The sequence below is a fragment of the Hymenobacter mucosus genome (genome assembly GCF_900188255.1).
Taxonomy (GTDB): Bacteria; Bacteroidota; Bacteroidia; order Cytophagales; family Hymenobacteraceae; genus Hymenobacter; species Hymenobacter mucosus.
Genome location: NZ_FZNS01000001.1, coordinates 213956 through 240452, shown reverse-complemented (window position 1 = coordinate 240452; position 26497 = coordinate 213956). Strand labels below are relative to the sequence as shown.

General features: G+C 57.2%; 22 protein-coding genes and 1 pseudogene. 20 read left to right on the top strand and 3 right to left on the bottom strand.

From position 1 onward, the window contains the following. The first annotated feature begins 218 nt into the window (after window positions 1-218). The 7 genes and pseudogenes from CHB83_RS01045 (at window position 219) to CHB83_RS01020 (ending at window position 9620) form a co-directional block, all read left to right on the top strand. A complete protein-coding gene (locus CHB83_RS01045; protein WP_089331381.1) occupies window positions 219-1919 on the top strand; it encodes a S8 family serine peptidase in 1701 nt (566 codons plus the stop codon). A 169-nt stretch (window positions 1920-2088) separates the two neighbouring features. Next, a complete protein-coding gene (locus tag CHB83_RS01040) occupies window positions 2089-2934 on the top strand; it encodes a PAS-domain containing protein (RefSeq protein WP_089331380.1) in 846 nt (281 codons plus the stop codon). A gap of 18 nt (window positions 2935-2952) precedes the next feature. Further along, a pseudogene (locus tag CHB83_RS24180) lies at window positions 2953-3309 on the top strand (PAS domain-containing protein); the annotation flags it as partial. 12 nt (window positions 3310-3321) lie between these two features. Beyond that, window positions 3322-5643: a PAS domain-containing protein gene (locus CHB83_RS01035; RefSeq protein ID WP_262490724.1), complete on the top strand. Its 2322-nt coding sequence runs from the start codon at window positions 3322-3324 to the stop codon at window positions 5641-5643. A 206-nt stretch (window positions 5644-5849) separates the two neighbouring features. Continuing rightward, window positions 5850-6170, top strand: a complete 321-nt coding sequence (locus CHB83_RS01030; protein ID WP_143436954.1) for a hypothetical protein — start codon at window positions 5850-5852, stop codon at window positions 6168-6170. Between the two features lie 194 nt (window positions 6171-6364). After that, entirely contained in the window at window positions 6365-7060 is a 696-nt protein-coding gene (gene rpe, locus CHB83_RS01025; RefSeq protein WP_394340133.1) for a ribulose-phosphate 3-epimerase, read from the top strand. A gap of 10 nt (window positions 7061-7070) precedes the next feature. Then, the gene (locus tag CHB83_RS01020; RefSeq protein ID WP_089331377.1) at window positions 7071-9620 is read left to right on the top strand and encodes a TonB-dependent receptor; all 2550 of its coding nucleotides are present in this window, start codon (window positions 7071-7073) and stop codon (window positions 9618-9620) included. Between the two features lie 116 nt (window positions 9621-9736). Here CHB83_RS01020 and CHB83_RS01015 read toward each other — a convergent pair whose 3' ends face one another. Further along, window positions 9737-10753, bottom strand: a complete 1017-nt coding sequence (locus CHB83_RS01015; RefSeq protein WP_089331376.1) for a DUF2911 domain-containing protein — start codon at window positions 10751-10753, stop codon at window positions 9737-9739. Window positions 10754-11278: 525 nt separating this feature from the next. On the opposite strand from CHB83_RS01015, the gene hisG reads away from it, so the two are divergent. The 11 genes from hisG (at window position 11279) to CHB83_RS00960 (ending at window position 21228) form a co-directional block, all read left to right on the top strand. After that, the gene (hisG, locus tag CHB83_RS01010) at window positions 11279-12130 is read left to right on the top strand and encodes an ATP phosphoribosyltransferase (RefSeq protein ID WP_089331375.1); all 852 of its coding nucleotides are present in this window, start codon (window positions 11279-11281) and stop codon (window positions 12128-12130) included. Window positions 12131-12264: 134 nt separating this feature from the next. Beyond that, on the top strand, window positions 12265-13569 hold the full coding sequence (gene hisD, locus CHB83_RS01005; RefSeq protein WP_089331374.1) for a histidinol dehydrogenase: 1305 nt from the start codon (window positions 12265-12267) through the stop codon (window positions 13567-13569). A 96-nt stretch (window positions 13570-13665) separates the two neighbouring features. Then, the gene (gene hisC, locus CHB83_RS01000) at window positions 13666-14715 is read left to right on the top strand and encodes a histidinol-phosphate transaminase (RefSeq protein WP_089331373.1); all 1050 of its coding nucleotides are present in this window, start codon (window positions 13666-13668) and stop codon (window positions 14713-14715) included. A 135-nt stretch (window positions 14716-14850) separates the two neighbouring features. Continuing rightward, window positions 14851-15963, top strand: a complete 1113-nt coding sequence (gene hisB / locus CHB83_RS00995) for a bifunctional histidinol-phosphatase/imidazoleglycerol-phosphate dehydratase HisB (RefSeq protein WP_089331372.1) — start codon at window positions 14851-14853, stop codon at window positions 15961-15963. Between the two features lie 177 nt (window positions 15964-16140). Beyond that, window positions 16141-16731, top strand: coding sequence for an imidazole glycerol phosphate synthase subunit HisH (gene hisH, locus CHB83_RS00990; protein WP_045690005.1), 591 nt, complete (start codon window positions 16141-16143; stop codon window positions 16729-16731). A gap of 52 nt (window positions 16732-16783) precedes the next feature. Beyond that, complete coding sequence (gene hisA / locus CHB83_RS00985) at window positions 16784-17500, top strand: 1-(5-phosphoribosyl)-5-[(5-phosphoribosylamino)methylideneamino]imidazole-4-carboxamide isomerase (protein ID WP_045690004.1); 717 nt, start codon at window positions 16784-16786, stop codon at window positions 17498-17500. Between the two features lie 13 nt (window positions 17501-17513). Next, entirely contained in the window at window positions 17514-18272 is a 759-nt protein-coding gene (gene hisF / locus CHB83_RS00980) for an imidazole glycerol phosphate synthase subunit HisF (RefSeq protein ID WP_089331371.1), read from the top strand. A 70-nt stretch (window positions 18273-18342) separates the two neighbouring features. After that, window positions 18343-18990, top strand: coding sequence for a bifunctional phosphoribosyl-AMP cyclohydrolase/phosphoribosyl-ATP diphosphatase HisIE (hisIE, locus tag CHB83_RS00975; RefSeq protein WP_089331370.1), 648 nt, complete (start codon window positions 18343-18345; stop codon window positions 18988-18990). Window positions 18991-19395: 405 nt separating this feature from the next. Beyond that, the gene (locus CHB83_RS00970; protein WP_045690001.1) at window positions 19396-19647 is read left to right on the top strand and encodes a hypothetical protein; all 252 of its coding nucleotides are present in this window, start codon (window positions 19396-19398) and stop codon (window positions 19645-19647) included. Between the two features lie 139 nt (window positions 19648-19786). Next, the gene (locus CHB83_RS00965; protein ID WP_045690000.1) at window positions 19787-20563 is read left to right on the top strand and encodes a glycosyltransferase; all 777 of its coding nucleotides are present in this window, start codon (window positions 19787-19789) and stop codon (window positions 20561-20563) included. Window positions 20564-20574: 11 nt separating this feature from the next. Further along, on the top strand, window positions 20575-21228 hold the full coding sequence (locus CHB83_RS00960; RefSeq protein WP_089331369.1) for a lipid-A-disaccharide synthase N-terminal domain-containing protein: 654 nt from the start codon (window positions 20575-20577) through the stop codon (window positions 21226-21228). A 90-nt stretch (window positions 21229-21318) separates the two neighbouring features. On the opposite strand, the gene CHB83_RS00955 is transcribed toward CHB83_RS00960, so the two are convergent. Then, window positions 21319-22299 (bottom strand): GDP-mannose 4,6-dehydratase, encoded by a 981-nt coding sequence (locus CHB83_RS00955; protein WP_089331368.1) that lies wholly within the window; start codon window positions 22297-22299, stop codon window positions 21319-21321. Window positions 22300-22440: 141 nt separating this feature from the next. On the opposite strand from CHB83_RS00955, the gene CHB83_RS00950 reads away from it, so the two are divergent. Both CHB83_RS00950 and CHB83_RS00945 read left to right on the top strand, forming a co-directional pair. After that, window positions 22441-23361, top strand: a complete 921-nt coding sequence (locus CHB83_RS00950) for a glycerophosphodiester phosphodiesterase (protein ID WP_089331367.1) — start codon at window positions 22441-22443, stop codon at window positions 23359-23361. A gap of 15 nt (window positions 23362-23376) precedes the next feature. Beyond that, a complete protein-coding gene (locus CHB83_RS00945) occupies window positions 23377-25074 on the top strand; it encodes an ArnT family glycosyltransferase (RefSeq protein WP_089331366.1) in 1698 nt (565 codons plus the stop codon). Window positions 25075-25162: 88 nt separating this feature from the next. On the opposite strand, the gene CHB83_RS00940 is transcribed toward CHB83_RS00945, so the two are convergent. Then, window positions 25163-26200, bottom strand: a complete 1038-nt coding sequence (locus tag CHB83_RS00940; RefSeq protein WP_089331365.1) for a hypothetical protein — start codon at window positions 26198-26200, stop codon at window positions 25163-25165. Window positions 26201-26497 lie beyond the last annotated feature (297 nt).

Below are 26497 nucleotides of genomic sequence, written 5' to 3'. Positions count from 1 at the left end.
CAGGGTAGCGGTTCAATAGTGAACAACTCCCATACCCACTCTGTTGCCAGATTCTGCAAGTGACAGCGCTCTATTATAGGACCAAGGACCAATATAGTGCGCTAAGATTCGACCCTCTCTATAGCCAGATTTGCCTCTCTAGGATAGCAAATAAACTAGGTATAAAAGCCCAACCGGCTTTTACTTCGTATCTTCCGGTACGCTACTTTCTGATCTGAATGCAACTCTCCCACCTATTGTTACTTGCGGGATTATGGACGAACTCGGAGCCAACTCCGTCCACAGCACCTATTTCGCATAATACGCCAGTTGCCCCCACGCAAACTACGGGCACCGTGCGCAAGCACCTTATCTACTTTCGTGATAAGGCGGGTTCGCCCTATAGCACAACGCAGCCGCTAGCCTTCCTTTCGGCGCGGGCTGTTCAGCGCCGGCAGCGCCAGAATATTGCCGTGCAACCCCGCGATTTGCCGGTCAACCCCAGCTACGTGCAGCAGGTGAAGGCGGTGGCTGGTGCACAACTCTGGTACACCTCGCGTTGGTTCAACGCCGCTATAGTAGCCTGTGATTCGGCCACGCTGCTGCAGTTGCAGGCTTTGCCGTGCGTGCGTACGGCCAAAACGCTTAACCGTGGGCTTCCGGGTTCTCGCAAACGCGAGGTTGGCGAACAACTGCCGGCTGAGCAGCGGGGAACCCGCGCGCAGTATGGGCCGGCCTACACCCAGGCCAACATGATTGGCGCAGTAGCTATGCACGATGCGGGCTACCGAGGCGAAGGCATGCAGATTGCCGTATTTGATGCCGGCTTTACGGGAGTGAATACCGCGGCCGCCTTTGCGCCGTTGTTTCAGGAGCAGCGGCTGGCCAGTACGTTTAACGTGGTAGAAAAAAACAATGCAGTGTACGGGCGAAACAGCCACGGTACCAACTGCCTTTCTACCATGGCCGCTAACTCGCCTGGTTTTTACATTGGCACGGCGCCCCAAGCTACCTACCGTCTTTTCGTTACGGAAGATATTTACTCGGAGCATCCGGTAGAGGAAGCCAACTGGCTGGTGGCCGCTGAATACGCCGACTCCGCAGGCGTCGATATTATTAGCTCCTCGCTAGGGTACAACACCTTTGATTATCCTTCTATCGACTATACCTACAACGACCTGAACGGGCGCACGGCCCTTTCTACGCGGGCTGCTACCGTGGCGGCCCGCGTAGGGATGCTGGTTGTAAACAGCGCTGGCAACGAGGGCGGGAATACCTGGCGCTACATTACAGCCCCCGCCGACGCCGACTCTATCCTAACTGTTGGTGCGGTCGACTCCCTGCTGAATCGCGCTTACTTTAGCTCAATGGGTCCCACGGCCGATGGGCGTATCAAGCCGAACTTGTCGGCAATGGGACTACAAACGGCCATTATCAGTCCCTCGGGGGCTGCTACGCGTGGTAGTGGTACTTCCTTTTCGTGTCCGGTGCTGGCGGGTATGGCGGCGGGCTTCTGGCAGGCCAATCCTATGCTTACCGCCCAGCAAGTGCTCGGCTACTTACAACGCTCCGGAACCCGCGCAACTACTCCCGACGACCAAGTGGGCTATGGCATTCCTAGCTTCGTGCGGGCGTATAACCTGGCTAACCCAGGCACTCCTTTAGCGGCGGGGGCACCTGCTGGCCGGCAGGAATTGATTATTTATCCCAATCCGGCGAAAGATGATGAGCTGTACTTGCAGCTGGCGCCTGCGTTTCAAGCTAGAGCCCTTCGCGTGCGCATCTTCGATGCCCGTGGGGCCTTGGTTACGGAGCAGCAGGTAGCGGCAACTACGGCGGCGGAGGTGCGCTTGCATCCGGGCGTGCTCACCAAAGGGGTGTATACTTGCACAGTGAGTACAGGAAAAGAACAGCGTACCCTTCGCTTCGTAAAGCTATAGAATATAGCCTCTACCACGCAGCTTGGCAGTGAACTTACTACCCGCTCAACAACTGCAGCGGGGAACAGAATGCGACCAAGTACGGTGAAACTACGTTATTTGGTTAGAGCCACCCTTACCGAAGGTGGTTTCGATATCTAGTGAATTGCTTACGACCATCCTACAGGCTATGACTCCAACACCGTCATCCTCACCCGATGCCTGGGCTGCCCAAGTAGAAGTGGAGCGGAGCCGCCGCCAGCAGGCGGAAGAAGCATTGGCCGCCGCTGAAGCACGCATTGCAGCACTGGAAGAGCAGATTGCCAAAAACGCCACGCACAGCCAGTTTTGTCAGCAGCAGTTATCGGCGCTGGTGGAAAATATGCGGGTAGGATTGCTCCTGGTCGATCATGAGGGTACAATTCAGCTAGTAAATAGCTACTTCCGCGAGCTGTTCAGCTTGCCCCCTGAGGTGCCTATTGCCGAGACCCATCCTCCCATCCCGGCCAATACAATTGCTATTGACCAGGCTTTTCAAAACCCAGCGGAATTTGGTGCGCGCGCCCAGGCCATCCATGCGGCGGGGGAGACGGTTCTCAGCGAAGAGTTTCGGCTGGCTAATGGCCGGGTGGTAGAGCTAGACTATTTAGTGTTGGATAAGGTGCAAGCGGGTCGTCTTATCTGCTACCGCGACGTGACGGAACGCCATCAGCGCGACGCGCAGTTGCGGACGATTTCGTACATCCCCAAGCAAAGCCCCAGTCCTATTCTGCGGCTGACGGCCGCGGGAGAGCTGCTGTATGCAAACCCCGCGGCTGCGCCGCTGCTACAAGCACTGGCAGCTGATGCGCAAGGCCATGCCCAGCAACAGCTCACTGCGCTCGTACAACAGGCGCTGACGATGGCGGACCCCATACAGGCAGAACTAGACGTGCAGGGCCAGTACTATCTCCTGACGGCTATGGCCGTGCCCAATGAGGAGTGTGCCGTGCTGTACTTCACCGACATTACAGCTCGTCGGCAAGCCGAGCAGTAAGTAGTTGAGCAGCGCAAGTTCTACGAAACTATTCTGGAGCAAGTACCCATTGCCGTAGCGGTTATTGATGCTGACTCACGCTATCTGTTCGTAAATCCCTCCGTTGAGCCCGACCCGGAAATCCGGCGCTGGATGATTGGCAAAACAAACGAGGAGTCGTGCCAGCACCGGCAGCGCCCCGCCGCCATTGCCCAGCAACGCCGCCGTGCCTTCCGGGAAGTGCTGAGTGGAAAGTCGGAAATGACTTGGGAGGAGACAATAGAAAAGGGCCAGGAGCAGCGCTTTTTTCTGCGTCGTTTGAGTTCCGCAGTGGGCCCAGATGGGTCCTCACAACTGCTAATTAGCTCCGGAATTGATATTACGGAGCGTAAGCGTACTGAGCAGCAAATGGCGCAGCAGCAGCAGTTCTACGAGGCAATTCTGAATCTGCTACCTGTTGATATTGCCGTGTTTGATGCCGAGCACCGCTTCCTATTCGTCAATCCATCCTCTATTTCTGATCCTTCCATCCGGCAACAGGTAATTGGCAAAACCAATTATGAGTACATGGCGGCCCGGCGGCGGCCTATGTCCTTGGCGGATCAGCGCCAAGAACACTTCGAGTCGGCCGTGCGCACCAAGACTGATGTGTCGTGGGAGGAGACGTTGACGGGGCCTAAAGGGGTTAAGCACATTTTACGCAACTTCCGTCCCATTTTTGATGCGAGTGGTGCCTTGCAGCTAGTAGTAGGCTCCGGTATTGATATTACGGCGCGCTACGCGGCAGAGGAAGGCCAGCGCCAGGTAGAAAGGCAACTGCGGGAGCAACAAACGTTTGTCCGGCTTATTGTGGACGCCCTGCCCGATGTGGTGTACGTGAAGGATGCCAACGGACAAGTGGTGTTTCGTAATGCTGCCTTTGATGCGCTGGCGTCACGGAGTAAGCAGCACTGGCAACCCACGGAGGAGCAGAGCATTGCCGTGCAAGAGGAGCTTTGGCAGATTCGGGTGTTGAACAAACAAGTGATGGCTACCAGCCGCCCGCTGAAAACGGAGATGTCGCTTACCATGAGCCGAGGCGAGCCGTGCCACTTGCAGGTGTATATGTGTCCCATGGCCTCGGCCGATGGCAGCCCGGGAATACTCACGGTAAGTACTGATATCACCAACCTAAAGCTGGCGCGCCTTGCCCTCGAGCAACGGGAAAAACAGTACCACGACTTAGTACGCTATTCCCAGGCGCTGATTTGCACCCACGATCTAGAGGGTACCCTGCTGACGGTGAATCCCGCCATTGAACGGTTGGTGAACCTGCCCGCTGCCCGCCTCATTGGCCGCAACATTCGCGAAGCCATTCCGCCCGAACACCAGTCTGCCGTAGCTGACTACCTGGCTAGTACAAATCAGCCCACTACGGAACCCCGCCTGATGACCATTATGACGTCGACTGGGGAGAGGCGCTACCTCCATTACTACACGTATCAAGTACGGGAAGCAGACGCCGCGCCTTACGTGGTCGCCTCCGGCTACGATGTAACTCAGGGTATCCGCGCTGAAAGAGCTTTACTTCAAGCTAAGCAGGAGGCCGAGGCCAACGCTCACGCTAAGGAATCCTTTTTGTCCCGCATGAGCCACGAAATCCGGACTCCTCTCAATGGCGTGTTGGGGATGGCCGTGCTCCTGGAGAAAACAACGCTTACCCCGCAGCAGCAGGAATACCTGACCACCATGCAGCAGGCGGGGCAGCACCTGTTGGCCCTGGTGAACGATGTGCTGGATATGGCCAAAATCACTACCCACCACTTGCAAATTGATCAGGCTGAGTTTGACTTGGTAATGGCTTTGCAAAGTGCCGGGCAAACGGTAGCAGCCTTGGCTACCCAGAAAGGCTTGACGCTGCTGGTAGAGCCACCCACCGCGGCAATGCCCCGTGTGCTGGGCGATGCCTACCGCTTGCATCAAGTCCTGTTGAATTTGCTTAGCAACGCGTTGAAGTTTACTACCCAGGGTAGCGTTCAACTCGGGGCAAGCGTACTGGTCGATGTGGCTGAGTCCCTGACGGTGCGGTTTTGGGTGCAAGACACTGGCATTGGCATTGAGCCGGAGCACCAGGAACGCATTTTTGATGCCTTTACGCAGGCTAGTGCGGCAACTAGTTATCGTTTTGGCGGAACGGGATTGGGGCTTGCCATCAGTGAGCAACTAGTGCATCACATGGGCGGTTCGCTGCTGCTGTGCAGCACGCCGGGCGAAGGCACTACCTTTTCCTTTACCCTTACCTTGCCTCGGGTACATGCTACCACAGAGGCGGCTGTTCCGGTGCCTATTAACTACGAGGGCTTGGAAGGGTTGCGGGTGCTGCTGGCAGAAGATAATGTGGTAAACCAATGGATTACGACGGTGCTGCTGGAGCAGCGGGGCGTGCTAGTGTATGCCGTGGGTACGGGCACGGAGGCGCTTGCCCAGTTGGAAACCAAGTCCTACGATGCCGCGCTACTCGACATTCAGATGCCGGGGCTGAGTGGGGTAGATGTGACCCGTGCCGTCCGGCAGCACCCAGATGCTGCCCGCGCCTCCGTTCCGTTAATTGCGCTTACCGCAAACGCCTTTGACGCGGACCAGGAAGCGTATTTGGCGGCCGGAATGAACGCGTGTCTGACCAAGCCTTTTGAGGAAGATGACTTGTACCGCTTACTCTTGCAGGTAACGGCCACCGCTACTAGTCAATAGCTGCCTCATAGCCAGTGAAATGCCGACGCTAAGTAGCCTACAGGCTGTAGATGTGGCGGTTTTGGGAAGTAAGTTCAGTTCTTGTGTTTGCTATTTTGGTTAGATTGTTGCAAATTTAATTAGTCAAAGCGCAATTATTCGTCGTTCGTCTTTGTTGATTCTGACAGCGGAAACGCTGTTTTTCTTACTCCCAATTCTTTTTCAAGATGTTACAAATGATGGTCTCCAAGCGCATCGGGCGCCGACAGTTTCACTTCACGGTGCAAGGCGCCAATTTCCACGAAGTGGTTGCCGAATACGACCGGCTGAGTTTCCCCGATGTGCCCAAGTGTGGCCTCTGTGGCTCCGATAATCTGGACCTCACGGCCCGGGTAGCGCAGGATAAATTTAAATACACCTCGCTTAAATGCCTGGACTGCCGCGGCGACGTTACGTTTGGTAAGCGTCAGGACGATGATCAGACGGTATTCCTGCGCAAAACGGAAGACGGCAAACTTGATTGGCGCGCGTGGGAAAAACCCAGCTAATAGCCTGCGGCTGTTGCCTCGTCCATATTGGTTTGTAGAAACAGAGGCGCCTGAACACTATTGGTTCGGGCGCCTCGTTGTTTTTATAGCGCTTAGTAAGTCTCAACTAGAGTAGCAACTAGCCACGTCGTTTCTTGGCTACATCCGCTCGGCTTGTTTATGTGCACCTCACGCCAAACTGCTACTTTCGTGGTATGAACTCTACCCGTCGTATGGCTCCGCTGCTGGCGCCTTCTTTGCTCGCGGCCGATTTTGGCAATCTGCAATCCGAATTGGAACGCCTAGCCGACAGTGCCGCCGATTGGCTGCACTTCGACGTGATGGACGGCCGCTTCGTGCCCAATATTTCGTTTGGCCTACCCGTGCTGCAGGCCGTGCAACGCCACGCCCAGCAACCCATTGATGTGCACCTCATGATTGAGGAGCCTCAGCACTACCTTAGTGCCTTTCGCGACGCTGGTGCTGCCAACATTACCGTGCACTACGAGGCATGTACGCATTTACACCGCGTTATTCAGCAAATCAAGCAGCTCGGATGCCGGGCCGGCGTGGCCCTGAATCCGCATACGCCCATTTGGGTGCTAGAAGATGTGGCTGCCGACTTGGACCTAGTGCTGATTATGTCCGTGAACCCCGGCTTCGGAGGGCAGTCGTTTATTCCGAACACGCTACGCAAAGTAGCTGCCCTCAAAGAGCTGCTGGTAGATAGCGGTTCGGCAGCCCTGATTGAAATTGACGGGGGCGTGACCATGGATAACGCCGCCGCTTTGGTGGAGGCCGGGGCAGATGCGCTGGTAGCTGGGTCGTTTGTCTTTAACTCGCCCGACCCCGTGGCTACCCTGGCTACTATGCGCCGCGAGCTGGAAACGATAGTAAGCTCCGAAGATTAAGCGTACTTGCATGCCACACCCTTTCCTGTCTCGTTCGGCACTTGTGCTACGGTTAGCGCTAAGACCAGTAACGGGAGTCGGTGCACTCCTTGTGCTGGTGGCTCCCGCCGGGGTAGCCCAGCAAAATAGCCGCGTGTTGCTCAAGGGTATCATTCGCGACGCCGCGGGGCAGCCTTTGGAGCAAGTAAGTGTGGGAGTGGAGGGGCAACCCGGCGGCGGGGCTACTACCGACAGTCAGGGCCGCTTTACCTTGGGCGTGATATCTCCTGCAGGGGGAAACCCACCCGTGCTGGTGGTGCGCCGTTTGGGGTATCAAACCCAGCGCATCACCTTGAATCTCTCGAATCCACTGGAGCTTACCCTCACGCTGGCGGAAGACTCGCGGGCGTTGGGCAACGTGACGGTGCGTGGGCGGTCCACTGAAACAGATACGCGTGAGCAAGTCAGCATTATTCCGCTGGACCCGCGCACGGCTAAGGAAATTCCTTCGCCCTTCGGCGACTTTAATGCCGTGCTCAAAACGCTGCCAGGGGTAGTGAGCAACAACGAGCTGAGCAGTACCTACTCCGTGCGCGGGGGCAATTACGAGGAAAATCTGGTGTACGTGAACGGCTTCGAAGTGTACCGGCCGTTCTTGGTTACGGCCGCGGCGCAGGAAGGCCTCAGCTTCATCAACCCCGATTTAGTAAACCGGGTAGAGTTTTCTACTGGAGGCTGGCAACCCAAGTACGGCGACAAGCTGTCCTCGGTGCTGAGTATAGAGTACAAGGAACCGACTAGGTTTGGGGCATCCGTAACGGCTAGTTTGGTGGGCGGCTCGGTGCACGTAGAAGCAACTTCACCGAACAAGCGCATCAGCTACTTGGCGGGCGTACGGTACAAGAATGCCACCTACGTTCTCAACTCCTTACAGCAGCAGCAAGGGGGCTACAACCCTACTTTCTACGACGGTCAATCCTATATAAAGGCCGCCCTGGGACCGAAAGGCGACGAAAACAAAACTTCGCTGGGGTTGCTAACTACCTTCGCCCACAACGACTACCGCTTTAACCCGGAAAGTGGCCAAAGCACGTTCAGCACAAACACCAACCAGTTTACGCGCCTGTTTATTAGCTACGGCGGCCGGGAACGGATGCAGTACGACACCTATCAGGGTGGGCTCAGCCTGCGTCATAACTTTCGCTCCAATTTGCAAGCGGAGCTGCTAGCGGGGCTGCTGTACTCGCGGGAGTTTGAGTACCGCGATGTGGAAGCCGCCTACCGTCTCGGGGAAATCAATACCGACCCGGATGATCCGGATTTCAACCAAGCCGTGCGGCAACGCGACATTGGTTCCCGCTTTGACCACTCGCGGAACTACCTTACAGCCCGGATTGCGACCCTCGAAACACGCGGCACCTGGACGCCGGGCACGGCCCACACGGTGCGCTGGGGCCTCAAGGCCGGACGGGAGAGAATAGTGGATGAGCTGAATGAGTATAGCTTCGTGGACTCGGCCGACTTTGTGCCCGCGGCCCGGCGCACGCGCCTGCAGTCTGACCTAACCCTGGAAAGCAGCCGCTACCAGGGCTATGTGCAGCACACCTACGCCCTGGATTCCTTGCGCACCCTAACCTACGGTGCCCGGGTAAACTACTGGACGGTGAATGGACAGACCACCGTGAGTCCGCGCGTGCAATACGCCTTCACATCCCGGCGCAATCCGCGCGTATCCTGGAAGGCGGCTGCAGGCGTGTACTATCAGCCCCCATTCTACCGGGAGTTGCGGGCCCAGATTGGCCCGCCCCAGCGCCAGCAGGGACAACTCAACCTCGACCTGAAGGCCCAACGGTCCTTGCACTTTATTGTGGGCAACGAGCGGCGCTTTACCCAGTGGGGGCGGCCGTTTCGCTTCACGGGCGAAGCCTACTACAAGTACCTCACCGACGTAGTACCCTACGATATCGACAACGTCCGGCTGCGGTACTTTGCTCAGAACAACGCCAAAGCCTACGCCGCGGGTCTTGACGCCCGGGTAAGCGGAGAATTTGTGAAGGGAATTGAGTCTTGGTTTAGCCTCGGAATACTCACTACCCGCGAAAACATTGATGGCGACTCCATCACTACCTACGACGCGAACGGCAATAGTACGGGTCGGGTGCCCAAAGGCTATTTGCGGCGGCCTTCTGACCAGCGCCTTAACTTAGGCGTCTTTTTTCAGGATAATCTGCCGGGCAACCCTTCCGTGAAAGGCTACGTGAACTTGGTATTCGGCACGGGCCTGCCCTTTAGCCCACCCGGCCTGCTTGATTTGCGCGGAACTGACAAGCTCACCCGCAGCTATAAGCGAGTAGATATGGGCTTTTCCAAAGTGCTGAGTTTACGGACGACCGCGCCACAGTTCGGTGGTAAAGCAATGCAACTGCAAAGCTTGTGGGCCAGCCTCGAGATTCTCAACATCCTCGGTGCCGATAATGTAGCGGGCTATAGCTACCTACAGGATTTGAATGGTCGCATCTACGCCATCCCCAATTTCCTCTCGCGCCGGGTTGTGAACCTGCGCGTCATTGCCCGGTTCTAGGGCGGCCACTCAATAGGATAGGCAGGGTAGAATAGAACAGCGGGGAGCTACCGCCGTGCAGCCATCTGGCAAACGCGGCGGCAGCTCCCCGCTGTCGTTGGGAGGTAATGGTCGTGTTAGTAGGCCTTCGCCTGCCACTCCGTGAGGGCTATGCGCATGGTAGGGAGCTGGTTCTTTACGGTCGAATCTTCCTTATCTACCAGCTTAATAGCTTTGCGAGCATACACCACAGCCGTCCCGAAATCTTGCTGCTGCGCCAGCAAGCACGCCTTAATCCAGTTGTTGGTGGCGGCGTCCTGTAGCTTCAGCGACTCGTTGATGAGCGTGAGGGCGCGCTCGGGCTGGATATTGTTTTGCACCATGTAGTCGGCGGCCTGGGCAAGAAGCTGCCAGTCGCCGGGCTTCTGCTGTAGTACCTGCTCAATGCCGCTGATAACCTGCTTGTGCACTTCAGTTTCGATGGGTAGCACCAACGTGCGCTTTTCCCACGTCAGGTTTAAGTGGGCTCCCGTGGGCTTTATTTCGGAAAACCAGTAGAGCAAGGTTTCGTGAAATGGGGCCGTCTCGGCCATTACTGGAATGCGAATGACGTCGGCCTTAGGGTCGTAGTTCTCGGTGCCCCAGTGGTTGATGACGCGGTTTAGTACCAGTTCCCATTCCTTATCGGCGTGGGGAAACACGTAGAAGGAGTACTGCCCGCCCGGAATCATTTGCCCGTGTAATACCACTGGAGTTGAAAAGCGAATTAGGGTGTTCTCATTCGCGCCGGCCCGCCATAATTGGTCGTAGGGCACCAAACCACCCCATACGGTACGGTTGCGTACGGCAGGGGCGTGGTAATCTACCGTTACCTCCGTCAACCCTATCGTTTGGGTAACCACCGCGTGGGGGCTTGCTTGGGGTAGAGGCAGCTGAACGGGCTGAGCACTAGCCATGGACGCGGGCGCCGTGGGTACCCCCGCGCCGGGGCTAGCCGGCTGCACGGGGGCGGCGGGCGGCGTAGCCACCGGACGCTTGACAAAGGCCGTGTCAGTTGGTAGCGCAGGGGTGGTTTGGGCCCAGGCAGCCGTTGATGCAAAAGCCATACTCAGACCCAGGCCCAGACGAGCCGAAAACCGGGCAATAGAAAACATACGCAGCGCAACAAGTGGTGAGCAGAAGGTGAGCAAGGCCAAGAAACGGGTCTCCCGCCATCCTGAAACAATGGTGCCAACTTCTGGTTGGAGAACTAGAACAACGTAAAGGTCTGCCTTTGTGGTAAATTTTTCCCTGAAAAGTTTCCATCCTACGGCCCGGCGCGTACATTTGCCTCGCAATCTGCCTGTATGCTTTACGCCGCATTAGTCCTTAGCCCCCTCTGCCAGCTGGCTGCCCCTCGTAGTGGCGCCCCGGCCGGGCTGCGCGTATTGCATCACCATCATCGCGGGCATCATTCCTCTTTCTAGAGGAATATACGCATCATATTGACCCCGTTGGGCGAGCCGCACTAGGTTCGCCGGCCCCCGCACTCAGGTGGCCCCGGCCTTTTATGGCCCAGTTCCAACGTTCGGGTCCTGCTTGCCGTACCGCTTCCTACTATTTCCCCTGAGCAAATTTCTAGTGAGTGCCCCGTTGGGTGGCCGCTAGCTGTCTTTTACTCGCTACTTTCTTACTACCCCATGATTCGTCTTGCCATCCAGAAGTCGGGCCGCCTTAGCGAAGACTCCCTCAACCTGATCCGGGAGTGCGGCATCAGCTTTCTGAGCAGCAGCTACAAGCTCAAAACCGAAGCCACCAACTTTCCCCTCGAAATTCTCTACCTGCGCGACGACGACATCCCCGGCTACGTGCAGGATGGGGTGGCCGACTTGGGCATCGTTGGGCAAAACGTACTCGTGGAAGCGGGCTTGCCCCACCTGGAAATTGAAGGCCTGGGCTTTAGCAAGTGCCGCCTGAGTTTGGCCGTGCCCCGGGCTGCCGCGTATGACTCGGTGGCAGACCTGCAGGGGAAAAATATTGCGACTTCGTACCCGGAAATCCTGGGTGCCTACCTGCGGGAGCGGGGAGTAGAAGCCAACTTGCATACCATTAGCGGGTCGGTAGAAATTGCCCCCAGCATTGGGTTGGCCGAGGCCATTTGCGACATCGTGAGCAGCGGCTCTACCTTGCTCGGTAATGGCCTGCGGGAAGTAGAAACCGTGTTTCGCTCGGAAGCCGTTCTCATCGCCCACCAGAAGATGAGCGCCGAGAAAAAAGAGATTCTGGAACAGCTACAGTTCCGGATGCAGGCCGTGCGCCGCGCCCGCCGCAACAAATACATTCTGCTCAATGCACCCACCGCGGCGCTTGACGCGGTGAAGGCCCTGTTGCCCGGTATCAAGTCGCCCACGGTAACTCCGCTGGCGGAAGAGGGCTGGGTGTCGGTGCAGTCGGTTATAAATGAGGACGACTTTTGGCACATCACCGGCCAACTCAAAGCCGTCGGCGCCGAAGGCATTCTGGTGCTACCCATTGAGAAGATGATTAGCTAACCGAAGCAGGATTAGGAAAGCAGGCGTGATACGGGACGAGTTTGGCCCTGCCGCCGCGAGCTTCCACCATGCTACCCGTACTCCTTATATATAAGGTGTGCAGAATCTCACTTCTTGCCTCTCGTTTCGACAGCATGCAACTCATTCAATATCCCCCACAAGCCGATTGGGCTGCCCTGCAGCAACGCGCTGCTGCCCAGCAGGCCCACGATGTGGAACAACGTGTGCAGCAAATCTTCGAGGATGTGCGCCAGCGGGGCGATGTAGCCCTGCGCGACTACGCCCGTCAGTTTGATCGGGCGGAGCTGCACGACCTGCGCGTGAGCCCCGAGGAGCTGGCCGCGGCCGTAGTCCAGGTACCCGCCGAACTCCAGACGGCCATCCGTCAGGCGCACGCCAACATCTGGAAGTTTCACGCAACCCAGCGCGAAGAGGAAAAGCGGGTAGAAACCATGCCCGGCGTGTCGTGCTGGCGCCGCTCGGTGCCCGTGCAGCGGGTAGGCCTATATATCCCCGGCGGCACGGCGCCGTTGTTTAGTACCCTGCTGATGCTGGGCGTGCCGGCCCGTTTGGCGGGCTGCCCCGAGATAGTGCTGACCACGCCACCTCAGCAAGACGGCTCCGTAAACGCCGTTATCTTGTTTACGGCTCACTTGCTGGGTATCACTACCATTATCAAGGCAGGCGGAGCCCAGGCCGTGGCGGCCCTCACTGGCGGCACCGACTCGGTGCCGGCCGTGGACAAAATTTTTGGTCCCGGCAACCGCTACGTGACGGCGGCCAAGCAGCTAGCGTCCCGCTATGGGGTAGCCATCGACATGCCCGCGGGTCCGTCGGAAGTTCTTGTCATTGCTGATGCGTCGGCCAACCCGGCTTTCGTGGCGGCCGACTTGCTGAGCCAGGCCGAGCATGGTCCCGACTCCCAGGTAATTCTGCTGTCCGACTCAATGCCGATTTTGGAAGCTACTCAGGCCGAAGTAGCGCGCCAACTGGCCGAGCTGCCCCGGGCCGCTGTGGCCACGCAAGCCCTGACGGAAAGCCGGTCCATTTTGCTGCGTACGCCGGAAGAAATGCTGTACTTCTCCAACCAGTACGCCCCTGAGCACCTGATTCTGGCCGTGCGGAACCCCGAGCAACTTGCCGAAGGAGTGACCAGCGCGGGGTCCGTATTCCTGGGGCATCTGACCCCGGAAGCGGCTGGCGACTATGCCTCGGGTACAAACCATACGCTGCCTACCAATGGCTATGCCCGCAACTACAGCGGCGTGTCGCTCGATTCTTTCTTTAAGAAGATAACTTTCCAGCGCATCACCGCCGAAGGGCTACTGCAGGTGGGGCCGGTAGTGGAAACAATGGCCGAAGCCGAAGGCTTACGTGCCCACGCCCGCGCCGTCACGCTACGGCTGGAGTCATTAGCGGCCCCGGAGCAGAACAAGTGACACGTTGGTGTAAACCAGCGGCGGCCCGCCTCAGGTCGGCCAAACGAAAAATCGGACCCGCGCCACGTGCGCGCCATCAGTAACTCTAGTGTTTCCATGTTTGATTTAACTAGCCTCGTTCGCCCCAACATCCGGGCAATGAAACCGTATTCTTCTGCCCGCGATGAATTTCAGGGCGAGGCCCATGTCATGCTCGATGCCAACGAGAACAGCCTGGGTAGCGCCGGTCCCGAGCTGTTCAACCGCTACCCCGATCCGCTGCAGCGCGCCGTGAAGGCAGAATTGGCTCAGGTAAAGAAGGTAGCCGAAAATCAGATTTTTCTGGGCAACGGTTCCGACGAGGCCATTGACCTGCTAGTGCGCTTGGTGTGCGTGCCCGGGCAAGACAAGATTCTAATTTTGCCGCCTACTTACGGCATGTACGAGGTAGCCGCCAACCTAAACGACGTGGCCCTGGAGCGCTTGCCGCTGACTGCCGACTTCCAGCTGTCCCCCGAAACGGTGCAGCAGGTAGTGGCTTCGGATGCTAAAATTGTTTTTCTCTGCTCGCCCAACAATCCCACGGGCAACCTGCTCCATGCCGCCGCTATCGAGGAAATTTTGCGCGGCTTCCGCGGCCTAGTAGTTGTAGACGAAGCCTATGCGGATTTTGCCGCGGCGCCGAGTTGGACCACGCGTCTGGCGGAGTTTCCGAATCTGGTGGTGCTGCAAACCTTTTCCAAGGCGTGGGGTTTGGCGGGGCTGCGCCTAGGCATGGCCTTTGCCTCGCCGGATGTAATTGGCTACCTCAACAAAATCAAGCCGCCTTACAACGTGTCGGAGGCGACGCAGCAGCACGCCCTGGCGGCTCTGCGCGACGCTCCGCATTTTGAACAGATGCGTGAGGCGCTGCTGCGCGGCCGCGATGAGCTAGCGGCTGCGTTGCCAAAGCTGGAAATTGTGGAGCACGTTTTTCCCTCCGATGCCAACTTCCTGCTCGCCCGCTTCCGCCCTGACGCTACTGCTGTCTATGACTACCTTGTGGCGCGGGGCATCATTGTCCGCAACCGCACTACGCAGCCGGGCTGCGCCGGCACCCTGCGACTGACCGTCGGTACGCCCCAGGAAAACGAACAGCTGTTAGTGGCCCTGCAGGAATACAAGTAATAGAACGCTTCAGCGGCAGTGGGGCCTTCCTCGGAAGCTGGCCCCCGCTGCCGCCGAGCCGTGTTTGCCTATTCCCGCAAGCACGTGGTATTTTACGCTCAACGATTCGCGGACTAATAGCTCCGCGCACGCTTTATGAAAAAGGTACTCTTCATTGACCGCGACGGCACCATCCTTATTGAGCCGTCGACGGATTTTCAGGTTGACTCGTTGACCCGAGAGAAATTTCAGTTTGTGCCGGGGGCCATCAGCGGGTTGGCACGTATTGCCCGCGAGCTGGATTACGAACTGGTGCTGGTGAGCAACCAAGATGGTCTGGGCACCGACAGCTTCCCCGAGGAGACGTTCTGGCCGGCTCATACGATGATGCTTGACATTCTTCGTTCAGAAGGAGTCGAGTTTGTGCGGGAGCATATCGACCGGAGCTTTCCCCACGAAAACCTGCCGACCCGTAAACCTGGGATCGGTATGCTGGCCCGCTACTTTGACCAAACTCATGGGTATGACCTGCCGAACTCCTTTGTCATTGGCGACCGACTTACGGATGTGGAGCTAGCCCAAAATATAGGCTGCCAGTCTATTTTATTAAAACCGGCAGGGGAGGAGGACGAGCGTGCCGCACTTACTACGATGAGCTGGGAAAAAATATACCAGTTTTTGCGGCTGCCCGCTCGTACTGCCGTAGTACAACGCGACACCAACGAAACCAAAATCAGCATCGAATTAAACCTCGACGGCAATGGCCGTCCGCAGATGCATACTGGCCTGGGCTTCTTTGACCATATGCTGGATCAGCTCAGCAAGCACTCGGGGGTAGACCTGAAAATTACGGTGCAAGGTGACCTCCACATCGACGAGCATCACACCATTGAGGACACGGCTATTGCTTTGGGCGAAGCCTTCACACACGCCCTCGGTGACAAGCGCGGACTGGCGCGCTATGGATTCCTCCTTCCCATGGACGACGTACTAGCCCAGGCGGCTATCGACTTCTCCGGGCGTCCTTGGATTGTGTGGGATGCTGAATTCAAGCGGGAAAAAGTAGGCGATATGCCCACTGAAATGTTTTACCATTTCTTTAAAAGCTTTTCCGATGCCGCCCGTTGCAACCTCAATATTAAGGCGGAGGGGCAGAACGAGCATCACAAGATAGAAGCCATCTTTAAAGCCGTAGCCAAAGCCATTAAGATGGCGCTGGTACGTGATGCAGGGAAGATGGAAATACCGAGCACCAAGGGGATTTTATAGTTTACTCATTTGTATATACAAATGAGTAAAGGGTAGTAGCCAAGGAGTTGCGACTACGGCCAGCAGCAGGGCGCTCTAGCCAGTAAGAGGGAATGTTCGATCTAACAAATCCAAGTCAGCGTTTATACAAATGGTAAAACAAATGAATAAACACCAATCTGACCTAGGTATTCTCAAATGGAAATAGCAGTCATTAACTACAAAGGTGGCAATGTGCAGTCGGTGCTTTTTGCCTTGGAGCGCTTGGGAGTCCGGGCCACCCTTACGGCCGACCATGAGCTCATCCGAAGCGCCGACAAGATTCTCTTTCCGGGGGAAGGAGAAGCCGCCTCAGCTATGCGGGAGTTGCGGGCCCAAGGCCTTCACGAGTTGCTGCCCACCCTGACGCAACCCTTCCTCGGAATTTGCTTGGGCATGCAACTACTGGGCCGTCACAGCGAGGAGGGTGGCGGAACCCAGATGCTCGGCATCCTGCCGTTTGATGTGGTACGTTTTTCAGCCGCCGCGGAGTACAAAGTACCCCACATGGGATGGAATACGCTGCAAGAACTTCGGTCACCGCTGTTCGAAGGCCTGCGCGAGGAAGACTACGTGTATTTTGTGCACAGCTACTATGCGCCGGTGGGAGAGTATACCATTGCCCAGGCTACGTACCCCGCCCCGTTCAGTGCCGCCGTGCAGCATCGTAACTTTGCGGCCGTGCAATTTCACACTGAGAAGAGCGGCCCGGTGGGCACGCGCATCCTGGAAAACTTTCTGAAACTTTAATGCTACGACCCGGCTGCTTTTAGTACCGGTTCGTGGGTCGTGTTCCTAACCCATGGAAATCATTCCCGCCATTGACCTCATCAACGGCCAGTGCGTGCGCCTTACCGAGGGCGACTTCGCCCAGCAAACTACCTACGACAACGATCCGCTGGCCGTGGCCCAGCGCTTTGAGCAGCACGGGGTGCGGCGCCTGCATTTGGTAGACCTGGATGGAGCCCGGGCCAAGCAGCCCGTTAATTTGCCGGTGCTGGAGCGTATTGCGCGCCATACCCGTCTCACCATTGACTTCGGCGGCGGGCTGCAAAGTGAGCAAGCCCTGCGCCAGGCGTTCGACGCGGGCGCCCACCAAATCACGGCCGGTAGCATTGCCGTACGGGAGCCCGAAACCGTACGCGGCTGGCTTCAGACCTTCGGGGCTGACCGCGTTATTGTGGGGGCCGACTTCCGCGACAACCGCATTGCCATCAACGCCTGGGCCGAGCAGAGTGAGCGGACCCTGCAGGAGTTTCTTATGGACTACCTGGAGGCTGGCGCCACTACTTTTATATGCACCGATGTGAGTAAGGATGGCAAGCTGCAAGGCCCCGCCCTGGACACGTATCAGCATCTGCGGCAGCAGGCCCCGGCCGCGCGGCTGGTAGCCAGCGGCGGAGTTACCACCATTGCCGATGTAGAAGCCCTGGCAGCTAGTGGCATGCACGGGGCCATCATTGGCAAGGCCATCTACGAAGGCACCATTACCTTGGCTCAACTGCAACCCTGGCTGTAAGCACCATCGCCCTATGCTAACGAAACGTATTATTCCCTGCCTCGACGTGAAGGACGGCCGCACCGTGAAGGGCGTGCGCTTTGAGGGCCTGCGCGACGCGGGCGACCCCGTGGCGTTGGCTTCCCGCTACGCCCGTGAGGGCGCCGACGAGCTAGTATTTCTTGACATTACGGCCACCAACCAGAAGCGCGCAACGCTGGTAGCGCTGGTGCGCGATGTGGCCCGGGAACTGGATATTCCCTTCACCGTGGGCGGCGGCATTGGCACGGTGGCCGATGTGGAAGCACTGTTGCTGAATGGCGCCGACAAGGTCAGTATCAACTCCGCCGCCTTGGCCCGCCCGGAACTGATTGACGAGCTGGCGGCGCGCTTCGGGTCCCAGTGTATTGTAGTGGCCGCCGATGCGCGCTACCACGAGCCCGAAGGGTGGCAGATTTACACCCGCGCCGGCACCCACAATACCGGGTTTGATGCCGTGCAGTGGTGCCGCGAGGCCGCCGACCGGGGCGCGGGTGAAATCCTGCTCACGTCTATGAGCAACGATGGTACTAAGGATGGCTTCGCGCTTGATATTACGGGGGCCGTAAGCCGGGCCGTGTCGGTGCCGGTGGTAGCTTCTGGGGGGGCGGGCTCCATGCAGGATTTCACCCGCGTATTTCAGCAGGCCCACGCCGATGCAGGTCTGGCCGCTAGTATCTTCCACTTTGGTGAAATCGGCATCCGGGAGCTGAAAGAACACCTGCGGGCCGATGGCATTCCCGTACGCCTCTAACGACTTTCATTTCCTGCGAAACCGGGCATGAGCCCGGTTTCTATTTTCTCGGCGTTGTGCCGTTTCGTTTATGCAACTCGATTTTCAGAAAATGCCCGATGGCCTCGTGCCGGTAATTGTGCAGGACGCTCACACGGGGCAGGTGCTCATGCTGGGGTACATGAACCAGGAAGCGCTAACTAAAACGGAGCAGGAGGGACGCGTAACCTTCTTTTCCCGTTCTAAGCAGCGCCTCTGGACCAAGGGCGAAACCAGCGGCCACTTCCTGACCGTGGTGAGCCTGCACGAAGACTGCGACCAGGATGCGCTGCTGATCCGGGCCATTCCCGACGGGTCAACCTGCCACCGGGGCACTACTAGCTGCTTCGAGCAGGTGGGGCAAACTGCCTACCCCGCCCCGGCGGTAAGCTTTATTGCCGAGCTGGAGCGCCTAGTGCAGCGTCGGCATCAGTTTCCGGAGGAAGATGCCAAATCGTACACGGCTTCGTTGTTTCGCAAGGGCATGCCCAAAATAGCGCAGAAAGTGGGTGAGGAGGCCGTAGAAACGGTTATTGATGCCGTAGGCGGCAACATTGACGGGCTGAAAGGGGAGGCGGCCGACTTGCTTTACCATTTGCTGGTGCTACTGACCGCCGCGGGCTTAGGCCTGGAAGACGTGGTAGACGTACTCCGCCAACGTCACAGCACGATTTCCCAGGGCGTGCGCCGGGAAGAATAAATAGCAGCTTAAAAACGAAAAAGCGCTCCGCTGCCCTAAGTACGGCAGCGGAGCGCTTTTTCGTTTTTAAGCTACCTCCTGCCCAGGCCAGCAATTGTAAGGGTAGCCGTTTTTGTTCGAAGTAGTACTTGTTAAATATATAATAATACGAAGCTGAGGTGCTGATTGCAAAACACCGCTATTGGTTCCGTGGCATCCTTGCTGTCCTGTTTCCTACGGGTTCTATGCCTTGCTACGGCCTGTATTGGCTTTAAAGTAATTGTTTGCTCAATTAAGTAGAGGTAAGTAGTTGTGCATTCTATTTATAACTATATTAGCCTAACTGCTCCGTAAGCAGATGGTTGGCTTTTTTCGTTTGTTGGGTAATTACCAGTCTTTATGTTCCCTTCTCCCGTTGCACACGCTATGCGGCTTTGGCAAGACATGCTAGGCCAAGAACACGAAACTCCCCGCTCTTTTCTCTGGCAAAATGTGGAGGATATGGAGCCGGATGAGGCGGGGCCCATTGCCTGGAAAAACCAGCAAATCAAGACCCGTATCTATTTCAAGGGCGACAAAGTTATTTGCGTGTTGGGCGACTACACCTACTGGCGTCGGCAGTGGCAGGCCTTCACGAAGTGGCATGCTGTGCCCCTGCAACAGATGGGAATGAACTGAGCCTGTGGGCCGAATGGATGGCTACGTGAGGTAGCGAATAGATAGCGCCTAGTCTACCCCGACTGGGCGCTTTTACGTAGGGGAGGGCACACGCCGAATCCTGCGTACCTTGCATCCCATTTCCATCCTTACTCCCCTTATGCCCGATAACGCCTCCTACCTTGCCCAGCAAAGTCTCACCGTGCTGGTACCCGTCTACAACGAAGAAGAAAGCCTGCGGCAGTTTGTGGTGGAGATGAATAAATTTTTAGCCGTAACCCCGGTTGCGACGACGGTGCTCTTCGTCAACGATGGCTCGACCGATGGCTCCTTGGCTATTTTGCGCGACATCTGCCGCCAGGACGCCCACTACGAGTTTATTAGCCTCAGCCAGAACCGGGGCCTGAGCACGGCCATCAAAGCAGGGATTGACCATTGCCGGACTACCTTGCTGGGCTACATTGACTCCGATATTCAAACCTCCCCGCTGGACTTCCTTAAGTTCTTCGAATTCTTCCCCCAGTATGATATGGTGAACGGTATCCGGGCCAAGCGCCAGGATACGGTAGTAAAGAAGCTTTCTTCCAAGATTGCCAATGGCGTGCGGCGCACCCTTATCAACGATGGAATTCAGGATACAGGCTGCCCGCTGAAGATCATGAAAATCGACTATGCCCGCCGCCTTCCGCTGTTTCATGGGATGCACCGCTTCCTGGGGGCACTGGTGCAGCTGCAGGGTGGCAAGGTGCACCAAATGCCGGTGCAGCACTTTCCCCGCTTTGCCGGTACGGCCAAGTACAACCTATGGAACCGGGCCTGGAAGCCCCTGGTAGATACCTTCGGCTTCCGCTGGATACGCTCGCGCTGGAAAAACTACGAAATCGGTGAGCTGCACCGCGGGGAGGAACGTGGGGTAGCCTCGGCGACCGGTAAGTAAGGGCGCGCAGCATGAGCACCCAAACTATTGCGCTGGGCATCGGACTGGTGTCGCAGCTTTTATTTTCGAGTCGCATTGTCTTGCAGTGGATTCAGAGCGAGCGGGCCAAGCGCGTGCTGGTGCCCACTTTGTTCTGGCAGATTAGCCTCGTCTCGTCATTTCTGATGATTGTGTACGGCATCCTGCGCCACGACCCGGTAATTCTGGCGGCCCAACTCATCAGCTACGCCATCTACATTCGCAACCTGCAGTTGCTGGGCGAGTGGCGTAAGCTCAACCCCTGGTCGCGGGCTGCAGCCTACGTGTTTCCCGTAGCCATGCTCGGCTGGTTTGTGAACGGCAACCAGCACTTCAGCCTGCGTAGCATGCTCGACAATCAGATTCCGCAGGGGGTGCTACTCTTGGGTGCCGTCGGGCAGGCTATCTTTTTGCTTCGATTCGTGTACCAGTGGATTTACTCGGAGCGCAAAGGGGAGTCGTCGCTGCCCCTGAGCTTCTGGGTGATTAGTTTCGTAGGGTCCGTGCTGATTCTTGTGTATGCCGCCCTGCGGCGTGATGCAGTCCTACTTATTGGCAACATGTTTGGGACGGTGGTATATGCCCGCAACATAGTGCTCCTGCGGCGGGAGCAGCGCCGCCAAGGGCAAACCCGCGCGGCCGCGTAGCAGGCGCACCAGCATACACCAGGAAAGGCGAAGGGGCGCGGGGCACTTACTGCCCCGCGCCCCTTCGCCTTTCCCGGCACACCAAACTGCCTAGCTATGGCGCATTAAGTCCTGGTCCAGCCACTGTACAAACTGGCGTAAGCCTTCGGCCAGGGTTGTTTGGGGGGCGTAGCCTAGTAGCTGTTGTGCCTTCTGAATATCGGCGTAGGTGACGTCTACGTCGCCGGCCTGCATGGGCTGGAACGCCAGGCGGGGTTCTTGCTCCACGGCTTCACCAATAGCGTGAATCAATTCTAGCAGTGCCACGGGGCGGTTGTTGCCCAGGTTCAGGGTATCGTATACCCCCGTGTGGGTAAGCAAGTAGTCGACGCCTCGCGCAATGCCGTCAACGGTATCGAGCACGAACGTGTAGTCGCGGGCGGTGGTGCCGTCGCCGAATACGGGAATGGCTTCGCCAGCCCGCATCAGGCGCACAAACTTATGAATGGCGAGGTCGGGGCGCTGGCGGGGGCCGTACACGGTAAAAAACCGGGCATTCAGCACATCCAACCCGTAGAGGTGGTGGTAGGTGTAGGTGAGTTGCTCTCCGGCGAGCTTAGAGGCGGCGTAGGGGGAGATGCAGGCCGCCACGAGGTTCATCTCCTCTCGGAACGGCTGCTCCTTGGTGTTGCCGTATACCGAAGAGGAGGAGGCAAAGAAGAGCTTACCAATCTGGCGCTGCCGCATCCATTCCAGCAAGTGGGTAGTACCGATAACGTTATTCTCCAGATACGCTATGGGCTCGCGCACTGATGGACCCACGCCCGCCTTGGCGGCCAGGTGCACTACGACGTCAATGGGGTCGGCGGGCAGGGCATCCACTAAAGCATCCAGCCCGTGGCGCAGGTCGGCTTCATGAAAGCTGAAGCGGGGGTGGGCCAGGCAGGCGGCCACGTTGGCGAGCTTGTGGGCCCGGTCGTAAAAGGGGTCGAAATTATCGAGGCCTACTACGCGGTGTCCGTCGTGGAGCAGCCGCTCGGCCAGGTGCGAGCCAATGAAGCCCGCGCAGCCGGTAACCAGTATGGATGCCATGCGTGAGGTGCAGGGAGAAAGGGAAATTAAAGGCTTCTTTGTTGAGCCGGGGGCGCAAAGGTAACGGAATTGACCACCCGGCGGTTTTTCGCGTATAGTTGCCCTGCCGAACCCCGAACAGGCGGGCGTGGCCTTGCTTCTATGTTTTCATTTTTACCTCGTTGGCTACCAGGGGTCCTTGCCGCAGTGGTAACCGCTTCGGGGCAGGCACCCCCGGCTGCCGCTCCCCAGAAGGCCTCCGTGTCGGGTACGGCACCCGCATTGGGCCGGCCCGTACTGATTGGCCATGCTGGGTCGGGCTTTTTTACCCTACTTCGTCCTTTCAACCCATTGCCGCCTAGCAGTCTACGGTCCCTTACCCGGGCCTTAGACCGCGGGGCGGAAGGCGTAGAGGTTGATCTGCGCCTAAGTCAAGACAGTGTTGTGGTGCTTTACCACAATGAAACGCTGGAGTCCATGAGTACGGGTACCGGCTACGTCAGTCAAACGCCGGCGGCGGTGCTGCAGCAACTGCGCTACCGGGGTGGGTGGCCCTACGACTGGTTTCAACATGAGCACCTAATTACGTTTGAAACATTGCTAGCCGTGTTGGCCAAACGAGGGGAGATGCCGTATCTGCACCTAGATTTGCACGAAGATGATGCGGCCGCTACGAACAATGTGGTCCGTAGTCATGCTCTCATTCGTGGGCTGGTGCAGGTGCTGGAGCGCTACCAGGTGCCGGCCGCGCGTGTTCTCGTTATCACCAACCGAGCGGCTACCCTGCGGTATGTACAGGCCCTACGCCCGGCATTACCCCGCGGGCTGGAACTTACGGGCGGATTCGACGCCGAATACCCCCAGGCCCGACTGGCGCCGGTACAGGCCGTGGTACTGCGTAAAAGCGACGTATCGCCCGCCCGAGTGGCCGAGGTGCACGCCAATGGGCAGCAGGTAGTGGTGTTTGGGGGACGCTCGGCCCGGGCCGTGGCGCGCGTCGTAGCCTGCCGCCCCGATGCTTACGAAGTCGATAACGTGCGCCAACTCCGCGCTACCTTGCGGCGGCAGCAGTCTGCTAATTAGTTTGACCTTATTCGAATGAGAGAACAACACGTACAGCCGGCGGGATCAACCCGCCGGTGGCGGCGCTTGGCGGCCGTGCTCGGCATGTGTGGAGTGAGTTTTTTTCTGCACGGCGGCGCCCCCGGCGTTAGCTTAATGGAGTCGCGCAACTTTGTGGCCGCGCGGGAAATGGTTGCGGGAGGCTCTTGGCTGATTCCGACCATGAACGGCGAACTGCGCCTGGCCAAACCGCCCTTACCCACCTGGGCCGTAGCCGGAGTGCAGGCCCTCACCGGCCCGACCGATAACTTGGGGCTACTGCGGTTGCCGGCCGCTCTGGCCGCTACCTTGCTGGTGCTCTTCCTATGGGGGCTTGCCCGGGAACTTACCCGCGGCTTACCCGGGGAGGAACACCAGCCGGGGCGCACGGCGTGGGTGGGCGCACTTGTAGCGGCCAGTAGCTTACTGGTGATTACCACCGGGCGCGAAGGGCAGTGGGATATCTTCGCCAATAGCCTAATGCTGGGGGGGCTGTGGCTGCTTGTGCGTGGGTGGCACCGGGCCGAGAATGGTACTGGCTGGCTAGCGGCGGCGGGCGTGTTGGGTGGCTTATCCATCCTGAGCAAAGGGCCGGTGGCCTTATTTGCTATGCTTGTGCCTTTTGTCGTTTCCTACCTGGTATACTCACCTGTGCACCGGCAACAGGCCCGCGCCCGCTGGCGTGGTACTGTGCTTGCCGCCGGGCTGATGCTGGGCGTGGGGCTGAGTTGGCCACTGTATATATGGCAGCACGTTGCGCCCACGGCGCGGGCAGTCGCCCGCACTGAAATCAATTCCTGGGGGGAGCGGCACGTCCAGCCGGCCTGGTTTTACTGGCCTTTTGCGGCCTTCACGGGCGTGTGGGCATTGGTCGCCATTGCTTCGTTGGTGTGGCCCTACGCCCGCCCCCGTATTCAGCGGTATATGCCGTATCTGCTGGCTCTGGGGTGGGTGCTGGGAGGAGTAGTGCTGCTGAGCTTAGTGCCGGAGAAGAAAGAGCGGTACATGTTGCCGTTAATGCCGCCCTTAGCTCTGCTGGTCGCAGGCTTGCTTCGTTATTGGGAGGAGCGTACTGTTCAGCGCAGCCGAGCTGATCAATGGCTTATTCGGGGGTGGGGTAGCTTGCTGCTACTCGTGTGTGTGGCCTTACCGGTGGCAATGGGGGTAGTGGGGTTTCCTGGTTTTGGGGTTGGCTCTGTCCGATTCGTAGTGGCCGTAGTGGTATTTGCCGGGGTGGGGTGGTGGATTCTGCGGCGGGGACTGCCGGCTGCCAATCCAGTAGTACTCACCACGGCCTCGCTGCTAGTAGTAGGAGGGGTACTTACCCTACTTATGCCGATTTACCCGCTCTGGGAGCGTCGTAAGGATACGGTTGGGTTGCCCCACATTACCGACATTCGGACTCGCCCCAATTTGCGGGGTCTGACCTGGCGTAGTCTCGATACCCTCCATGTAAAACAAGTGTGGTCAGCTGGGCGCGCCGTTCCTATTTGGCACCTTCCCGATACTAGCGCAACTGCCGTAGCCCCACCACAATTACCTGTTGTGGTATTTTCTGCTTCGCCAATAGCCGCTCGTATTCCCCGCGCCTGGCGGCAGAGGATTCAACTTAGTCAGCTTGATAGCTTCTATTTGGGTGGAAAGCCAGAAAACGGATACTGGTACGTTGCGACGCTAAGTCAACGGATGAAGTAGTTTGTTATTAACATAATAAATAAATAGTAAGAAAAACAGCCTTGTTCATAGCAAAAAAGAGGGGGGACGCTAGTCCCCCCTCTTTTTTTTATCGCGTAAGCTGCCGGCGAATTTTTTCTAGTAACGCGCCGACAATGGCTAAATCATCCACGTCCTGTACCGATAGTTGTGTATCAACTCCTGGGCCGCTGATCTGAATAGTATAGACTCGCTCGCCTGTGTGGTGGTTAGCCGCAGTATTCCCCATAGGACGAGCGGTGTTTGCCGCTACGGGGGGATTTAGCGGCAGTACCGGTGGCGAAGCAGTTATACGAGGCTCTACTATAGGGGTGGCTGCTGAAGGCGGCGTAAATACCGCATCTGGTCCTGCTGGCGCTGGCGGCGTAGAGTACAAGGTGTCGGAAGAGGATATACCATCCTCAGAGGTATCATCATTGTCTGCCTCTAAGTCATCTGTATCAAGGCCAAATAAACTTGATACAGCGTCTTGTTGCCGTCCTGTTGGTACAATATCCTGTGGGAGTGTTATACCACCGGCACGTACTGTTTCTGGGGGAGCAGATGGCCCAGGAGTAGCAACACCTCCTTTAAAGAGGTTAAGTGGCATCTCAGAGCTTGCCAAGTCTCTTCTAGGAGTCTGCTGGGCTGCTAATTGGTCGATGTCTGCTATGACATTCCGCTCGTCCAGAATATCAACCATGCGGGCCCCGTCAACAAATGCTTTGGCTACGCTCTGTGCGTTGATCTCTTCAACGGCAAATTCCCGGATTAGCATCACATCCAGCATATGCACGGGAAGCTCTCTATTGCGGAATTTCCGACAGATCTGCGTGAACAGCGGGGGATGAAGGAAAGCCTCCCGGTGATATATTTTCTCTTCTTGCTTGTCGTACGCATGTTTGATACGCCGAAACAAATTGGTTGTAGTCAGAAACTCGCGCTTGCTAGTTAGTAAGCCAAACTTCACCGCAGAACCAATAATGGCTTTGAAAGAGCCACTGACTTTTCGGCTTAGTTTACGAGCTGCCGTCTCGATGGCGCATTTGCCACCTGTATCATCTACTACTTCTGCTACTTCCCAAGCACTTGTGTAACTAGTACGTGGGTAGTCTATGGTTTTAGGCATGAGGGTAAGAGCTTGTTATTATAAAGTGACACGTGGGTACAAAAACAAAGATGTAATAAATTCAACTATTAAAGTAATAAAAAGTAGTATAAAGTATAAATAAGTATTACTTTCTCTAACTTTTTTGTGCTTTTTATTACTTTTAATATGTTCATGTGTGTTAACCCTGTATTTATCCTTTATACTGCCTATCCATATACTATTTACCCTTCATCGTCTGGGCTTGCCCGGTAGGGTATGTTAGCAGGCATATACATCCACCGAATTTTACGCTCTAGTAGCTTAGGAATATTTTCT

Excerpts from the sequence above, each read along its gene's own strand:
- CHB83_RS00950 (WP_089331367.1), top strand. The coding sequence starts at position 22,441 with ATGTTTTCATTTTTACCTCGTTGGCTACCAGGGGTCCTTGCCGCAGTG.
- hisB (WP_089331372.1), top strand. The coding sequence starts at position 14,851 with ATGAAAAAGGTACTCTTCATTGACCGCGACGGCACCATCCTTATTGAG.
- CHB83_RS00955 (WP_089331368.1), bottom strand. The coding sequence starts at position 22,299 with ATGGCATCCATACTGGTTACCGGCTGCGCGGGCTTCATTGGCTCGCAC.
- hisIE (WP_089331370.1), top strand. The coding sequence starts at position 18,343 with ATGCAACTCGATTTTCAGAAAATGCCCGATGGCCTCGTGCCGGTAATT.
- CHB83_RS01035 (WP_262490724.1), top strand. The coding sequence starts at position 3,322 with ATGGCGCAGCAGCAGCAGTTCTACGAGGCAATTCTGAATCTGCTACCT.
- CHB83_RS00970 (WP_045690001.1), top strand. The coding sequence starts at position 19,396 with ATGCGGCTTTGGCAAGACATGCTAGGCCAAGAACACGAAACTCCCCGC.
- hisF (WP_089331371.1), top strand. The coding sequence starts at position 17,514 with ATGCTAACGAAACGTATTATTCCCTGCCTCGACGTGAAGGACGGCCGC.
- CHB83_RS00965 (WP_045690000.1), top strand. The coding sequence starts at position 19,787 with ATGCCCGATAACGCCTCCTACCTTGCCCAGCAAAGTCTCACCGTGCTG.
- hisA (WP_045690004.1), top strand. The coding sequence starts at position 16,784 with ATGGAAATCATTCCCGCCATTGACCTCATCAACGGCCAGTGCGTGCGC.
- CHB83_RS01045 (WP_089331381.1), top strand. The coding sequence starts at position 219 with ATGCAACTCTCCCACCTATTGTTACTTGCGGGATTATGGACGAACTCG.
- rpe (WP_394340133.1), top strand. The coding sequence starts at position 6,365 with ATGAACTCTACCCGTCGTATGGCTCCGCTGCTGGCGCCTTCTTTGCTC.
- CHB83_RS01015 (WP_089331376.1), bottom strand. The coding sequence starts at position 10,753 with ATGTTTTCTATTGCCCGGTTTTCGGCTCGTCTGGGCCTGGGTCTGAGT.
- hisG (WP_089331375.1), top strand. The coding sequence starts at position 11,279 with ATGATTCGTCTTGCCATCCAGAAGTCGGGCCGCCTTAGCGAAGACTCC.
- CHB83_RS00960 (WP_089331369.1), top strand. The coding sequence starts at position 20,575 with ATGAGCACCCAAACTATTGCGCTGGGCATCGGACTGGTGTCGCAGCTT.
- CHB83_RS00945 (WP_089331366.1), top strand. The coding sequence starts at position 23,377 with ATGAGAGAACAACACGTACAGCCGGCGGGATCAACCCGCCGGTGGCGG.
- hisD (WP_089331374.1), top strand. The coding sequence starts at position 12,265 with ATGCAACTCATTCAATATCCCCCACAAGCCGATTGGGCTGCCCTGCAG.
- CHB83_RS01020 (WP_089331377.1), top strand. The coding sequence starts at position 7,071 with ATGCCACACCCTTTCCTGTCTCGTTCGGCACTTGTGCTACGGTTAGCG.
- hisC (WP_089331373.1), top strand. The coding sequence starts at position 13,666 with ATGTTTGATTTAACTAGCCTCGTTCGCCCCAACATCCGGGCAATGAAA.
- CHB83_RS01040 (WP_089331380.1), top strand. The coding sequence starts at position 2,089 with ATGACTCCAACACCGTCATCCTCACCCGATGCCTGGGCTGCCCAAGTA.
- CHB83_RS00940 (WP_089331365.1), bottom strand. The coding sequence starts at position 26,200 with ATGCCTAAAACCATAGACTACCCACGTACTAGTTACACAAGTGCTTGG.
- CHB83_RS01030 (WP_143436954.1), top strand. The coding sequence starts at position 5,850 with ATGTTACAAATGATGGTCTCCAAGCGCATCGGGCGCCGACAGTTTCAC.
- hisH (WP_045690005.1), top strand. The coding sequence starts at position 16,141 with ATGGAAATAGCAGTCATTAACTACAAAGGTGGCAATGTGCAGTCGGTG.